Here is a 13,354-nt window from a genome sequence, read left to right as displayed (position 1 = left end):
CAATGCCTGAAGTCTATAATTGGCAGCTGGGACGCAAGATGTTGTATCCCTACGAGGAACGGCATCCGAAGTGGCAGTTTGCCTTTGTGTTCAACATCAATCGCTGTTTGGCCTGTCAAACCTGTAGCATGGCCGATAAGTCGACCTGGCTCTTCTCCAAAGGCCAGGAATACATGTGGTGGAACAACGTGGAAACCAAACCCTATGGCGGGTATCCGCAGTTCTACGACGTGAAAATCACGCAGTTGATCGAACAGGTCAATCCGGGTGGGCAGGTCTGGAACGTCCGCGTCGGGCGAAAACACCATGCCCCCTACGGGGTGTTCGAAGGGATGACGATTTTTGATGCCGGGGCCAAGGTGGGTCAGGCCGCGATCGGCTATATTCCGACGGACCAGGAATGGCGGTTCGTCAATATCTATGAAGACACGGCCACTTCGATGCGTGCCCTGGTCGAGGGCATCGACAAGACCGGCTTCTCTCGGGATGAACCCTGGAAAATGACCGGCAGCAGCCTCCCGGAACATGAGACCTTCTACTTCTATCTCCAACGGATCTGCAATCACTGCACCTATCCCGGCTGCTTGGCGGCCTGCCCGCGCAAGGCCATCTACAAGCGCCCGGAAGACGGGATCGTCCTGATCGATCAGAACCGCTGCCGGGGGTATAAGAAATGTGTCGAGCAATGTCCGTATAAGAAGCCGATGTACCGGGGGACGACGCGGGTCAGCGAGAAGTGTATTGCCTGTTATCCTCGGATCGAAGGGAAGGACCCGCTCACCGGCGGCGAACCGATGGAAACGCGCTGCATGGCGGCTTGCGTCGGGAAGATCCGCATGCAGAGCCTGGTGCGGATCGGCGAGGATGGGCTGTGGGCCGAAGACCGGTGGCATCCGCTCTACTATGCGATTCGGGTCGAGCAAGTGGCCTTGCCGCTGTATCCCCAGTGGGGAACGGAGCCCAATGGGTACTACATCCCGCCCCGGCACAGCCCGCGCGGCTATGCCCGGCAGATGTTCGGACCCGGCGTGGACAATGCCATTGAAAAGTATTTGGTGCCCAGTCGGGAACTGTTGGCCGTGCTCCAGCTCTGGCGTGCCAGTCAGCAGATCATCTTCCGCTACGACGTCATTCCGGGGCCAAAAGTCTTCGAAACCCAGATTCACGGGAAGCGGTTCGAGATGTACAACGATACGGTGTTGGGCTTCAATAAGTCGGGGAAAGAAGTGGCCCGCATTCAGGTCGAAGAGCCCATCTACATCCGGCCCGCCGAACGGGTGACCTGGCTGTAGCTCGATCTCGGGCGCAAGGCTCAGAGGGGGCGGTGTCCGTCGAAGGACGCCGCCCCCTGCTTGTTTCAGGACAGCCAGCCTCCGCTTTGTTCAGCAAGCACCCATGTGACTGCCTACAACCTACGTGCGTATTGCAGAAAGTCCTAGAGCCGATCTAGCCGAAACATCTATCTTTTGGCTCATCACCACTGCATCTTCTGCGCACTTGACGAGATGGATAGCGTCCAGTACAGTTTTTACTTATGGCGTCTTTGCTATTCAACTGGGGAGCACTCCCGGCGTGACATCACATCAGCAGCAATCAGTTCCCTTTGCTGCACAGGCCATCCCATTTGATGAGTTTCTCGCTTCCGGTAAACTCCCAGATGGCTATCTGCATAGTGATTATGTCGCTCAGCAATTCGTCGAGCGCCTTGTGCACTATGTCCTCAGCGTGCCCGCCGGCAGTTATTCCATGGCTCAGCTGAGCCAACTCCTGGAGCAACTCGATCCACGCACACAGGTCTTCTTCTTCAAGCGTTTGAAGGAAACGAGCCCGGGCTGTTTGAAAGATTTTGCACCCCTCTACTACGGGTTCATGAACGAGTTCCATTCCCTCCTGTTCACATAGAATGACAACTAAAAATACTCCTTGTCCGCACTCGAATCTGATGTATAATTGCGTCTCATCCAAACGAGAAGGAGTATAAGGAGTATTATGAATCCATCGTTACAAAGAGGCGTCACCAGTTTCTACAATTTGATTTACGAAGCACAGACTTTCGCCACTGCGATGGCAAGGATCGACACCGCCGAGCAGGAGCATTACGCCGGGCGTATTGAAGGCCTCAACTGGGTTCTCGATCGCTGTCAGGAGCTGGAGGACATGGATACCAACCTTACGCCATCCTCCCTCCAGCGAATCCTGGGGGAAGTCAAATCAGATTTGGATCATGAACTATCCGTACAGCGAAGAGAGAAAGGACGCCGAGCCGACGGACGGGAGGAAGCCCTCAATTTCGTTGCCGATTACCTCTCCGGCCTCATCACAGCAACTGAGATCGAGTCCGCCAAGGCCACGGTATAACCTGGTCCTTTATCACAGCGCGGTGCCTATCTCTCCTGTCGTCGCATGAGCCTTGCCTTCCCAGTCAACCGTGGAGCAATGTGAATCGGCCGTGTGACACCAGATCAATTGGCGGTCGAAGGGTACGCCATGCTCCACTAGCTCACCCCTCTCATCTGGATCGATCGATCCTATCACTTCTCCCTATATCTCGGGATATCTCGGGTGGCATCACAACTCCCAAAGCGACGTCCGAACCACCCATTGTTGTGGCAAACATTGATTGACAGACCGACTGTCATTCTCCCATCGGTTGAAATTGATTAACCCTTGACCAGGACTTACAATTCTCACTAATATAAACTCATGCGTACACCCAGATCAGGTCCTCCATGGCTCCCCGCGACTCACCGGGTTCCCAGCAGCCAACCTCGCGCTTCGTCAGAAACCTCACAAGGTCAATTCGGCTCTCTCAACGCCTCCCTCCTGTTCTGCCCCCGCTGCCGCATAGCCACCCCGACGAGAGAACGACTTCTGCTCGTTCTACCCAGTGGAAATCTTTATGAGTATCTTTGTATCCATTGTGGAACCTCGACGGGCTCAAAGACTGACAATAGCGACAAGACTGTTCAAATTGTCGCTCCTTAGCCTCATCAAGTATCAATCCATCACCGGTCGGAGCATCCGACAGGGCGATATCTAACCTGCTCACCTTCTCCACTGATCAAACATCGACACCAAACCAGTCGCCCGTATAAGGCCCGACCGCCTATGTCCCGCATCGCAAGAGACGGTAAGGACCGTAGACCGACATGACTGGGACACTCTAGAAATTCTAGAAGGGATGGAGCAGCGCTCTACGAGCACAGTCGCGTGACTCTTGACCCAATGCCACTGCTGCAGAGAAGGACGAAGTACGTCGCCAGCTGGGTCAACGAATTTGTTCGAGCGGAATGCCTTCCTCGATCAGCATCACCGGAATGTTGTCACGGATGGGGTAGAGGATCTTCTGGTCGGAGCGAATCAGGCCGCCGTCGAGCTCTTCAGCCACGGGGTGCTTCCCCAAATTCTTCACTCCGCCTCGTGCCACAGCGGCATTGACCTTCTGAATGAGGGACTCCTCCGCCAGACTTACCGCCTGTTTGGTATCCGGGCAACAGAGGATTGCCAAAAGCTCTTTATCAATGCTCACGGTCATCGCCCTCCCGTGTGTGACGCCGGTAGAATAATCGAAAGAGATATCTCGCGCAAGCTCTCTCATAAGGAACTCCTCATGCTCCGCCATTTCTGATACACTCGACTTGCTTTCTAGAAGGATGTCTCGTCATGATCAAATTCATTTGGAAGACGTGCATGACAGGTCTCATCGTCTTGGTCCCGGCCTGGGTCACATTCTTGATTCTCTCGACTCTGTTCACCACCCTTGACGGGGTAGTCGGCCGATACATGTCGGATCCAGTCCCCGGCCTGGGCCTACTGCTATTGGTCATGCTTCTCGTTGTTGTCGGCCTCATCGGCGATCATGTCATCGGGCAAGGCTTGTTAGTAAGGCTGGAACACCGTATTGAACAGATCCCACTCGTGCAGAGCATCTACCTCACATTGAAAGGCATGACCGATGTTCTAAACTTCCGGTCTCGCTTTGGTCGCAGTAAAGTGGTGGCCTTTCCATTCCCTCGTGATGGATGCTGGGCATTGGGATTCGTCATGGGGATGGCGCCCCCATCCCTTCAGGTCGAACCATCCCGCACCCTCTTCATGGTCTTCGTCCCCACCGCCATCCACCCTCTTACAGGATTTCTTGCCTTTATCCCGGAGCATGTGCTCCGCCCGATCAATCTTCCTGTTGAAGATGCGATGAAAATGGAATTTTCAGCCGGATTCTATAGACCCCAGCGCGGATGGCTTGACGCATCCCAATCGCTCCACTCGTGATCCAGCATGACCGAGCGCATCCGCATCAGACCGGCATGTCAGGACGATTTAGAAACCATTGTCATGTTCAATGCCGCCATGGCACTCGAAACAGAGCATCGTCAGCTCGATCTTCCAACATTGCGACAAGGGACCCAAGCACTCTTAGAAAGCCCCGGGTATGGATTCTATATCGTTGCCGAACTTCCAGAAGACAAAAGCTGCAAGCCGGTCGGCCAGCTCATGATCACCTACGAATGGAGCGACTGGCGGAACGGCGCCTTTTGGTGGATCCAAAGCGTCTATGTCGAGCCGCATCGCCGTGGCCTGGGGGTGTTTCGAGCCATGCACGACCATATCCTCGTCAGAGCCAAGACGGATCCACGAGTTTGCGGGCTCAGATTGTACGTGGAACGGGAGAATCGCAGGGCTCAAACAGTGTACCGGCGTCTGGGACTCACCCCGTCAGTATATACGGTATTCGAGCAAGATTTCGTCCTGGGGCAGGAGATCCATTCAGAAATAGACAAGGAGTTGCCATGAAACTCGGTCACTCCTTGGTTCCTCTTTTAGTGCTCGTCTCGTTGCTTCAAGGCTGCGCCTTCAGTCGAGGGACGCTAGGCGACGAAGTCCAATCCGACCGTGTCGGCACTATTCAGAAAGGTACTACAACAAAGGAAGAGGTGCTTCACCTCCTAGGAGCCCCGGATCGGCTACTAGCCCTCAATGGCCGAGACGTCTTTCAGTATTATCGCTACGATGCAAAGGCAGGCAGTCTTTTGCTGATCGCCCTCAATTTCACGCGCCTCTCCATTAAGAGCGACGATCTATTCGTCATCCTCGACCGGGATGGGATTGTCGAAGATGTGATTTCATCGAACCGGACGAAGGACCTCAAGTTCCGATTCTGGCCGTTTGGGGATTGATGTGACCAACGACTGGAAAGACATCTGCGCCTTTTTTCTGGCAGCGATCCTCGGCTTGTCCCCACTTGGCTGTAATGTCGTCCGAATCACCCTCAACACGCCCATTACTCCAGCGGATATCGCCTTCATTGTTCCGGGACACACGACCCTAGCTGACGTTGTGGCCAAGCTGGGAGCGCCTGACTCGATTACCGATTCCGGTACGGGAGTTGTGGCTACCTATCGGTTCCTTGACCTGAAATACTCACGGGTCAATTTGGGTTGGCTGGCGAAACCCTGGACACCAGTGGACCCTGATTTGATCTTTTCACGCACGGGACTCGGCGTGGACACCTTTGAAGTGCTGTGTGATCCGACGTGGGTTGTGTTGCAACAAGGATTTCAGCGGCACCTCATCAGGCCTCCCTTTCATCCCTATCCCTTCCAACCATTGCGGCTGTCCTCTCCCCACGAATTGCGACCATTCAGTGGCCTCGTTATAATGGCCAACCATGGATGAGGAAGCATCCGGCCATTTGCCCCACCTCTATGACGGTGGCCGCTCTTCTTCATATATCCCGGCCGATAAGGACACCGAGTTTCTTCAGCGAGACGAGCTTCGCTCCGTCCGAATCGGGCTTGAGCTGCTGAAGCCCGAACTGATCCAAAAAGAAGAACATATTAAATCCACCATCGTTGTATTTGGGAGCGCCAGACTGCAAGAACCGGCTGTCGCGAAACAGGCGCTTCTCATCGCAGAAGAAGCAGCAGCTCAAGCTCCGAACGATCGCTTTCGCCAACAACAAGTCGGTATCGCCAAACGGCGGCTCGAACTGGCGAAGTATTATGACGTCGCCAGAGAATTCGGCCGGTTGGTGTCGTCGACCTGTCAAATCGGCGGTCATTGTCACTACGTCATCGTGACAGGTGGCGGACCAGGCATTATGGAGGCGGCCAACCGCGGGGCGCGTGACGTGAATGCCAAATCGATCGGGCTCAACATTGAGCTGCCGCACGAACAGCAACCAAACCCCTACATCACACCCAAGCTCAGTTTTCAGTTTCGTTATTTTGCCATCAGGAAGATGCACTTCCTGCTTCGTGCGAAAGCACTTGTCGCCTTTCCAGGCGGTTTCGGCACGCTCGATGAATTGTTTGAAACACTGACTCTGCTCCAGACCGGTAAAACCAAAAGCCTGATCGTTGTCCTGGTGGGACGGGACTTTTGGGAGCGCGTGATTAACTGGCAACTGCTCGTTGAGTATGGTCTCATCACGCAGACCGACCTCACCCTATTTCACCACGCTGAGACGGCTCAGGAGGCTTGGGACCTGATCGCACGCCACAATGGAGTGCCCACGACATGAAACTCTCATTCTATGGTGCCGCTCGATCGGTCACAGGGAGTCGGCATATGCTGGAGGTGCCGGGCTTCCGGCTGCTGTTCGATTGTGGAATGTTTCAGGGCCGGCGAGAAGAAGCGGTCCGGCGAAACCGCGACTTGGGGTTTGAGCCGAAATCTCTTGGCGCCGTCTTGCTCTCGCACGCCCATGTCGACCATTCGGGTGCCCTCCCGGTTTTGCCGCGGCAGGGCTATTCTGGGAAAGTCTACCTCACCAGAGCATCGGCCGATCTCACGGGCATCATGCTCGAGGACTCAGCTCGTGTGCAAGCAAACGACTGCCGGTATGTCAACAAACAGGAGCGCAGACGTGGGCAAACCTGCATTCGACCATTTTACGACAGGGAGGACGTGCGGAGGATCGTTAAGAGATTCGAGGGAGAATGGTACGGCGATCAGCTTAAGATCGCGCCTCGGATCACCGCATCGTTTCACGACGCCGGCCATATCTTGGGGTCGGCTGCCGCCAGAGTGAAATATACGGCGCGCGGCAATACCACCACGGTCTTGTTCAGCGGAGATCTGGGTCGATCTCATATGCCTATCTTGCGCGATCCTGAACCGCCGCCTCCCTGCGACGTTTTGATTCTCGAGTCTACGTATGGCGACCGAATGCATGAACAGGTCGGCGAGGAGATGAAGAAGAAAGCGCAGGATCTGCTCGACCATGCGCGGACGCACAAAAGCAAGATCCTCGTGCCCGCCTTTGCCGTGGGGCGGACACAGGAATTGGTCATGCGGATCAAGGAACTCGTCGGTGAAGGCCGCGTGGACCCGGTCCCGATCTACATCGACTCGCCCTTGGCCGACAGAGCCACGGAAGTGTTCAAGCGACACCCTGAATGCTATGACGACGAAACCATCAAGACCTTCTCATCCGGTGAAGATGTCTTCTCATCCCGCTACATCCATTTTGTGTCTTCCTCTGAGGACAGCAAGCGACTTAACGCCATGCGCGGACCCTGTGTCATCATCTCCTCTTCGGGCATGTGCGAGGGCGGTCGTATCATTCATCATCTCAAACATGCGATTCAAGATGAGGCGAATATCATCGTGTTTGTCGGCTTTCAAGCGGAACATACGCTCGGCCGCAAGCTCGTCGAAGGCTGGGACGTCGTCCCGATCTTCGGCGTGCCAACGCCAAGACGGGCTCAGATCGTCAGGTTCAATGGTCTGTCGGCCCATGCCGATCGGAATGATCTCCTGGCCTACGTGCGAGCCATCACCCCACGACCCAGCACCATTTTCATCGTACACGGCGAAGAGAAACAGGCTCTCTCCCTCGGTGCAGCAATCCACGCGGAACACCCGACCATCGATGTACGGATTCCCCATCAAGGCAGTACGCATGACATCTAGGTCTCTACATTTCGTCGGAGTGGGTGGTCGGCAGGCGGCTAGGCTGCTGGTGCTGTCCTGCGCGGCTGCACTGCTTGCTGGTTGTCTCTCCACCGCCGCAGCAGAACCGAAACAAGAACGCCACCGTCTGCGTGACTTGGGGATCGCCGTCGGACAGTATCCGCCTGGCCCCCTCAACGCGATTACCGACATTGCAGGCGTAAAGGTCGGCCATACCACGTTGATCTCCGGCGAGGGGCCTTTAAAGCCAGGGCAGGGCCCCATTCGCACAGGGGTGACGGTCATCATTCCACGCGACGACGTCTGGCACAAGAAGGTTCCGGCAGGCTCGTTCGTTCTCAATGGTACCGGTGAGATGACCGGCCTCGCCTGGGTGGCCGAGTCAGGATTTCTTGAATATCCCATCGCGCTCACGAATACGCTCAACGTTCCACGCGTGGCCAACGGCGTGATGAGTTGGATGATCAAGCAATATCCGGCGATCGGGATCGAGGACGATACGCTTACACCGGTTGTAGCTGAATGCGACGATGGAAGGTTGAACGACATTCAGGGGCGTCACGTGTCGGAGCAAGACGTGATGACCGCGCTCGATGGCGCAGGCGGCGGGCCGGTTGGCGAAGGCACGGTCGGCGCCGGCACGGGAATGGTGTCTTATGGGTTCAAAGGCGGCATCGGCACGTCATCGAGAACATTGTCCGAGAAGGAAGGTGGCTATACGGTGGGAGTACTGGTCAACGCGAACCACGGACGAAAACCGGAACTGGTGGTTGCTGGGGTCCCTGTCGGAAAGCTCTATGATCCGCCGCAACAGGTCTCCGAAGCGGTCGTGCCTGGCCAGAGCGAAGGCTCCATCATCATCGTGATCGCTACCGATGCTCCGCTTGATGGGCGGCAGCTCACCAGGCTGGCCAAACATGCGGCGCTCGGTCTGGCCCGCACCGGCTCGACTGTGCGCCACGGAAGCGGGGATTTCATACTGGCTTTCTCCACCGCCAACGTGATTCCACACTATCCGACAGCTCCCACCTACAATTTGACACATCTCGCCGACCCCCATCTGAATCCGCTCTTCGCAGCGACGGTCGAGGCCACCGAAGAGGCCATTCTCAATGCACTCACCATGGCCACCACGGTTACCGGCCGCGACAATCACCGCATTGAAGCGATCGATCTTGATCGCTTGAAGAAACTCCTGCTCGATGCCCGTCATTGAGTCACGTGACTTCAAGGTCAAGAAAGGACCGCTTTGAATGATGAAGATTTCCACGCTATAAAGCGTGAGAATCAATCTCTCAAGTCGTAACTGTCTGTAGATGTTTCCCGCGCAACATTCTCTCTCCCCAAATGCTGCAAGGCGCCTGTATCAAAACCGATTCACCGTAGAATCATTTTAGATTCTCCAGCGGACTCGCAATGCAAGGAAAGGGTAATAGCCCTTCGCAGAATAGGCTCGAAATGTAGCTGATATTCATAATCGGGGAAATCTCCTAATCCAAAACGGTCGGCACAGCAATTGCCTCGCTATCTAGAAGAGACAATATGAAAATCTGGATATCGCCGGTGATGAATCCGTGCTTCGGTCTCCATGTGGGCGAACAAATCCAACACAACTCAAGGAGGGATTTATGCGCACCAAGAAAGCGAAAGGGCCAACTATTCACGTCAAAAAGAAAACTCAACCTGCTATCCCGAAGGTCATTTATGCCAATGCCTCTCCATTCTCAGTGGGTGGCGTGTCAATGTTTGAGGTGGGGAATCAGATCAGCGTCGAAACTGTGGCCAACTTCTTGTCAGAGCAAGAAGTCGTAGTCCGTGCGGTCAACCGGCTGAGGGATGCGGGATTCCAGGTGCTCCAGATATCACCCATGACAATCAACATCGCCGGCTCGCAAGCAACATATGAACGAGCCTTCAACACCAGGCTCGTGGCCGAGGAACGGCCCGTCATTAAGCCTGGTGGAGTGCGTGACACAGGGACGTTTATCGACTGTCCTGAAACGGAGATGTCAGGTCTCATCGCGACGACAGGAAGCACCATGGGCGATCTGATCGAGGGCGTGGCCATCGAGGAACCGGTGTACCCGATGGCGACGTCGATGTTCGCACCGCACAAGGCCTATTGGCACCTCGACGTGCCGGCGGGGGTCTCGCTTGGCTGCAACGCGGACAAGGCGCATCGGTCGGGCATCACCGGTAAGGGAATCAAGGTCGCAATGGTGGACAGTGGGTGGTTCAAGCATCCGTTTTTTGTCAATCGGGGCTACCGCGCAGCGCCTGTGGTGCTTGGGCCGGGTGCCGCAAACTCGCTTGCAGATGAGAGCGGGCACGGCACCGGCGAATCGGCGAACATTTTCGCCTGTGCGCCGGATGTCGAGTTGCTACCGGTAAAGATAAATTTCGTCAATTCGCTAGGTGCGTTCAACGCGGCGGTGGGATTGAATCCCCACATCATCACCTGTAGCTGGGGTAGTGACACCGGTACCAGTACCACGCTCAGCGCCGCAAACCAGGCACTCGCGGCAGCCATCGCGGCAGCGGTCGCGGCGGGGATCACCGTCATCTTCTCCGCCGGCAACGGCCATGTGGGCTTCCCCGGCCAGCATCCGGATGTGATCTCCGCCGGCGGTGTCTTTATGGATATCGATCAAAGCCTTCGGGCGTCGAACTATGCGAGTGGGTTCAACAGCGTCATCTACCCAAACCGCCGTGTGCCGGATCTGTCGGGCCTTGTGGGGATGAAGCCTGGTGCGAACTACATCATGCTCCCGCTCGAACCCGGAGACCAGATTGACGTACAGAAGGCCGGCGGCGTCTTCCCGAATGGAGACGAGACGACGAACAACGACGGGTGGGCAGCGTTCAGCGGCACGTCCGCCGCCGCACCGCAGCTTGCTGGCGTGGCCGCGCTTATCAAACAGGCCTGTAAGAAACTCACGCCGCAGCAAATCAAGACGATCATGATGAAAACCGCGCGAGATGTCACGGCCGGCGATTGCAATACCACAGCACTGACCCCTGGGGGTGTCGCTTCCGTCGTCGGTCCGGATGCCTCGACCGGTAACGGCCTCGTCGATGCACACAAAGCGGTCCTTTCCGCGAAGATCCAATGCCTCGGGCCAATCGTCCCAATCAAGCCCATCACTGTGCAACCCATCACGCCGGTTGGCCTCATAAAACCGGTGCAGCCGATCAAACCCATACAGCCCATTACACCGATCCAACCGATTAAGCCTATTGCGCCCGTTGTTCTCCTCCCGCCAGTCGCGACAGTGAAAACCGCCGAGGAATCCACGCCTGAACAGGGCCAGACGACCTTGTCGGAGGAAGATGTCGCCTCGTTGCAGGACTTGATCGCTACGTCTGATTTCGAGCTGGACAAGTAACTCGATGCTGGCCGCCGTCCCCCCTTAGCGGCAGTCTGTAGCGAAGGTGGAGATTGGACACGAAAGAATGAAAAAAATCCTTCTTCTCAGTATGCCCTTCGGGACGATGGAGCGTCCGGCTCTCGGGTTGAGCTTGCTCAAGGCGCGGCTCACGCGCGACGGCATTGCGTGCGTTGTGCGCTATCCATCGTTCACCTTCGTGGATTTCATCGGGGTGGAAGAATACCAATGGATTTCTTCCACATTGCCCTACGTGGCATTTGCCGGTGATTGGTGTTTTGCCGAGGCACTCTACGGTCCACGCTCTGCGACAGATAGTGCTTACATCGCCACCGTATTCGGCGGGGCGAACTGGGAAGCGAGATGGGCGAGGAACTGCATCAGCAGTTCGGCTCTGTGGACTACGTGTGCCCCGGTGAAGCGGATGAAAGTTTCCCCGCGCTTGCCGCGCTACTCCTTGCGGGCACAGCGCAGAGCGCCGCGCTTGCGACGATGCCGACGGTGCTGATCGAGACTTCACGCGGCTGTTGGTGGGGCGACAAGTCGCACTGCACGTTTTGCGGGCTGAACGGAGCGACGATGGCGTACCGCAGCAAGAGCGGTGCGCGCGCGTTTGAGGAGATGCAACAACTGTCGGACCAATGGCAGACGGATCGTATTGAGGTGGTTGATAATATTCTAGACATGCGCTATTTTTTGGATCTCCTGCCGGCCTTGGCGGCGGACGGAAGGCCGTGGGAGATTTTCTATGTGGTTAAGGCGAATCTGACGCGGGCGCAAGTCTCGGCGCTGCGGGCCCCCGGCGTGACACGCATCCAGCCAGGCATTGAGAGTTTGAGCGATCATGTGCTCAAACTGATAGGGAAGGGGACTTGCGGACTTCGCAACGTGCAATTGCTCAAGTGGTGCCGGGAGTATGGGATTGGCGTGGATTGGAATATCCTCTACGGCTTCCCCGGCGAGACGCGTGAAGATTACGAGGAAATGCTGGCAATGCTTCCCGCCATCGAGTTTCTCGACCCGCCCGTGGCTTGTGGGCCGATTCGGATGGATCGCTTCAGCCCGTACTTTACGAAGTCCGAGGAGTTTGGGCTGATCAACGTCCGGCCAATGAAACCTTACATGTTTTTGTATCCATTCCCACACGAGAGTCTGATGCACATTGCATATCATTTCGATTTCGACTACCGCTCCGGCGAGGCACCCGCCGGGTACGCGGACGATGTGATTCATTTTGCCGAGGCGTGGCGGCAAAAGGAAAAGCGGGGACTGCTTTGCTCGGTGCAACGGCCTGACGGCTCACTGGTACTGCGCGACACCAGGCCTGGCGCGACGATGCGTGAGATCAATCTGTCCGGCAGCGAGGCGGCGGCGTACGAGTTTTGCGATGCGTTCCGTCCGTTCGTGGCAATCATGCGACACCTGCGCGAACAGTCGCCCGGCCTGGAAATCACGGATAAGGGCGTTCGCGCCTTTCTCGACTCGCTCGTAGCAAACAGGCTCATGCTTACTGAAGGGCGTAACTGGCTGAGCCTCGCCGTGCGCGTCCGCGAAACGCCCCACGCCAATGAGCTGGATTTCATGCAAACCAGCCCATGGGTCAAAACGTGGCAAGCGGACCGTGTGTGATGAAACCCGTTTCAATACCGATGGACCTCAAACAAATCGTCTCTGCCCAAGTTGTCCTTGTTGCTGCCAGCGGTGCAAGCCCCGGGCCGCAAACGCGCATCACATCGGAGAACATCCGCGAGTGGGCGCCGTCCGCCGAGACTATCGTTCGGGTCTCCGGTGAGTTGCGCAGCATGGGCTTCGACGTCGGCGGATGCGTCGGTAATAGCATGTCGATCACCGGCCCCGTACGGCTTTTCGAGTCGTGCTTCCATATAAAACTTCAGGAGGCTGGCGGCGAGGTGCAGTTCGAGGGCGAGGGCTATGAGCTCGCGGCAGAAAAAATTCCGTCCGCCCTCCGGTCGCAAATCGCTGCAGTTACGTTCACACCACCACCCGACTTCGGGCCGGGCACCGCTTCGAGCTTTATGTAACTCTCTCCG

General features: G+C 56.4%; 14 protein-coding genes. 13 read left to right on the top strand and 1 reads right to left on the bottom strand.

Translation table 11 applies throughout. The annotated features are described in order from the left end of the window. Positions 1-2: 2 nt before the first annotated feature. The 3 genes from P0120_16130 to P0120_16120 all read left to right on the top strand — a co-directional run bounded on the left by P0120_16130 (position 3) and on the right by P0120_16120 (position 2,358). Complete coding sequence (locus tag P0120_16130) at positions 3-1,292, top strand: nitrate oxidoreductase subunit beta (GenBank protein MDF0675841.1); 1,290 nt, start codon at positions 3-5, stop codon at positions 1,290-1,292. 280 nt (positions 1,293-1,572) lie between these two features. After that, entirely contained in the window at positions 1,573-1,902 is a 330-nt protein-coding gene (locus P0120_16125) for a hypothetical protein (GenBank protein ID MDF0675840.1), read from the top strand. Between the two features lie 87 nt (positions 1,903-1,989). Further along, positions 1,990-2,358, top strand: coding sequence for a hypothetical protein (locus P0120_16120; protein MDF0675839.1), 369 nt, complete (start codon positions 1,990-1,992; stop codon positions 2,356-2,358). Between the two features lie 910 nt (positions 2,359-3,268). On the opposite strand, the gene P0120_16115 is transcribed toward P0120_16120, so the two are convergent. Beyond that, the gene (locus P0120_16115) at positions 3,269-3,598 is read right to left on the bottom strand and encodes a Trm112 family protein (GenBank protein ID MDF0675838.1); all 330 of its coding nucleotides are present in this window, start codon (positions 3,596-3,598) and stop codon (positions 3,269-3,271) included. Between the two features lie 65 nt (positions 3,599-3,663). On the opposite strand from P0120_16115, the gene P0120_16110 reads away from it, so the two are divergent. The 10 genes from P0120_16110 (at position 3,664) to P0120_16065 (ending at position 13,345) form a co-directional block, all read left to right on the top strand. Further along, positions 3,664-4,272, top strand: a complete 609-nt coding sequence (locus P0120_16110; protein MDF0675837.1) for a DUF502 domain-containing protein — start codon at positions 3,664-3,666, stop codon at positions 4,270-4,272. 6 nt (positions 4,273-4,278) lie between these two features. Next, entirely contained in the window at positions 4,279-4,794 is a 516-nt protein-coding gene (locus tag P0120_16105; protein MDF0675836.1) for a GNAT family N-acetyltransferase, read from the top strand. Then, complete coding sequence (locus P0120_16100) at positions 4,791-5,177, top strand: hypothetical protein (GenBank protein ID MDF0675835.1); 387 nt, start codon at positions 4,791-4,793, stop codon at positions 5,175-5,177. Before P0120_16105 ends, P0120_16100 begins: the two co-directional genes overlap by 4 nt. Position 5,178: 1 nt before the next feature. Continuing rightward, positions 5,179-5,676 (top strand): hypothetical protein, encoded by a 498-nt coding sequence (locus tag P0120_16095; protein ID MDF0675834.1) that lies wholly within the window; start codon positions 5,179-5,181, stop codon positions 5,674-5,676. Beyond that, entirely contained in the window at positions 5,669-6,523 is an 855-nt protein-coding gene (locus tag P0120_16090) for a TIGR00730 family Rossman fold protein (GenBank protein MDF0675833.1), read from the top strand. Before P0120_16095 ends, P0120_16090 begins: the two co-directional genes overlap by 8 nt. Next, positions 6,520-7,917: an MBL fold metallo-hydrolase gene (locus P0120_16085; protein MDF0675832.1), complete on the top strand. Its 1,398-nt coding sequence runs from the start codon at positions 6,520-6,522 to the stop codon at positions 7,915-7,917. The genes P0120_16090 and P0120_16085 overlap by 4 nt, the downstream gene beginning before the upstream one ends. Next, entirely contained in the window at positions 7,907-9,133 is a 1,227-nt protein-coding gene (locus P0120_16080) for a P1 family peptidase (GenBank protein ID MDF0675831.1), read from the top strand. Before P0120_16085 ends, P0120_16080 begins: the two co-directional genes overlap by 11 nt. A 412-nt stretch (positions 9,134-9,545) precedes the next feature. Further along, a complete protein-coding gene (locus tag P0120_16075) occupies positions 9,546-11,303 on the top strand; it encodes a S8 family serine peptidase (GenBank protein MDF0675830.1) in 1,758 nt (585 codons plus the stop codon). Between the two features lie 363 nt (positions 11,304-11,666). Then, the gene (locus P0120_16070; GenBank protein ID MDF0675829.1) at positions 11,667-12,932 is read left to right on the top strand and encodes a RiPP maturation radical SAM C-methyltransferase; all 1,266 of its coding nucleotides are present in this window, start codon (positions 11,667-11,669) and stop codon (positions 12,930-12,932) included. Beyond that, positions 12,932-13,345, top strand: coding sequence for a hypothetical protein (locus P0120_16065; GenBank protein ID MDF0675828.1), 414 nt, complete (start codon positions 12,932-12,934; stop codon positions 13,343-13,345). Before P0120_16070 ends, P0120_16065 begins: the two co-directional genes overlap by 1 nt. Positions 13,346-13,354: the final 9 nt, after the last annotated feature.

Origin of the sequence: Nitrospira sp. (assembly GCA_029194675.1) — a bacterium.
Taxonomy (GTDB): domain Bacteria; phylum Nitrospirota; class Nitrospiria; order Nitrospirales; family Nitrospiraceae; genus Nitrospira_D.
The sequence above is the reverse complement of the archived record's forward strand: the minus strand, read 5'-3'. Positions and strand labels throughout refer to the sequence as shown.

Bases quoted from the DNA above. Each gene is read 5' to 3' on its own strand.
- P0120_16130 (MDF0675841.1), top strand. From the start codon at position 3: ATGCCTGAAGTCTATAATTGGCAGCTGGGACGCAAGATGTTGTATCCC.
- P0120_16120 (MDF0675839.1), top strand. From the start codon at position 1,990: ATGAATCCATCGTTACAAAGAGGCGTCACCAGTTTCTACAATTTGATT.
- P0120_16115 (MDF0675838.1), bottom strand. From the start codon at position 3,598: ATGAGAGAGCTTGCGCGAGATATCTCTTTCGATTATTCTACCGGCGTC.
- P0120_16110 (MDF0675837.1), top strand. From the start codon at position 3,664: ATGATCAAATTCATTTGGAAGACGTGCATGACAGGTCTCATCGTCTTG.
- P0120_16105 (MDF0675836.1), top strand. From the start codon at position 4,279: ATGACCGAGCGCATCCGCATCAGACCGGCATGTCAGGACGATTTAGAA.
- P0120_16100 (MDF0675835.1), top strand. From the start codon at position 4,791: ATGAAACTCGGTCACTCCTTGGTTCCTCTTTTAGTGCTCGTCTCGTTG.
- P0120_16090 (MDF0675833.1), top strand. From the start codon at position 5,669: ATGGATGAGGAAGCATCCGGCCATTTGCCCCACCTCTATGACGGTGGC.
- P0120_16085 (MDF0675832.1), top strand. From the start codon at position 6,520: ATGAAACTCTCATTCTATGGTGCCGCTCGATCGGTCACAGGGAGTCGG.
- P0120_16080 (MDF0675831.1), top strand. From the start codon at position 7,907: ATGACATCTAGGTCTCTACATTTCGTCGGAGTGGGTGGTCGGCAGGCG.
- P0120_16075 (MDF0675830.1), top strand. From the start codon at position 9,546: ATGCGCACCAAGAAAGCGAAAGGGCCAACTATTCACGTCAAAAAGAAA.
- P0120_16070 (MDF0675829.1), top strand. From the start codon at position 11,667: ATGGGCGAGGAACTGCATCAGCAGTTCGGCTCTGTGGACTACGTGTGC.
- P0120_16065 (MDF0675828.1), top strand. From the start codon at position 12,932: ATGAAACCCGTTTCAATACCGATGGACCTCAAACAAATCGTCTCTGCC.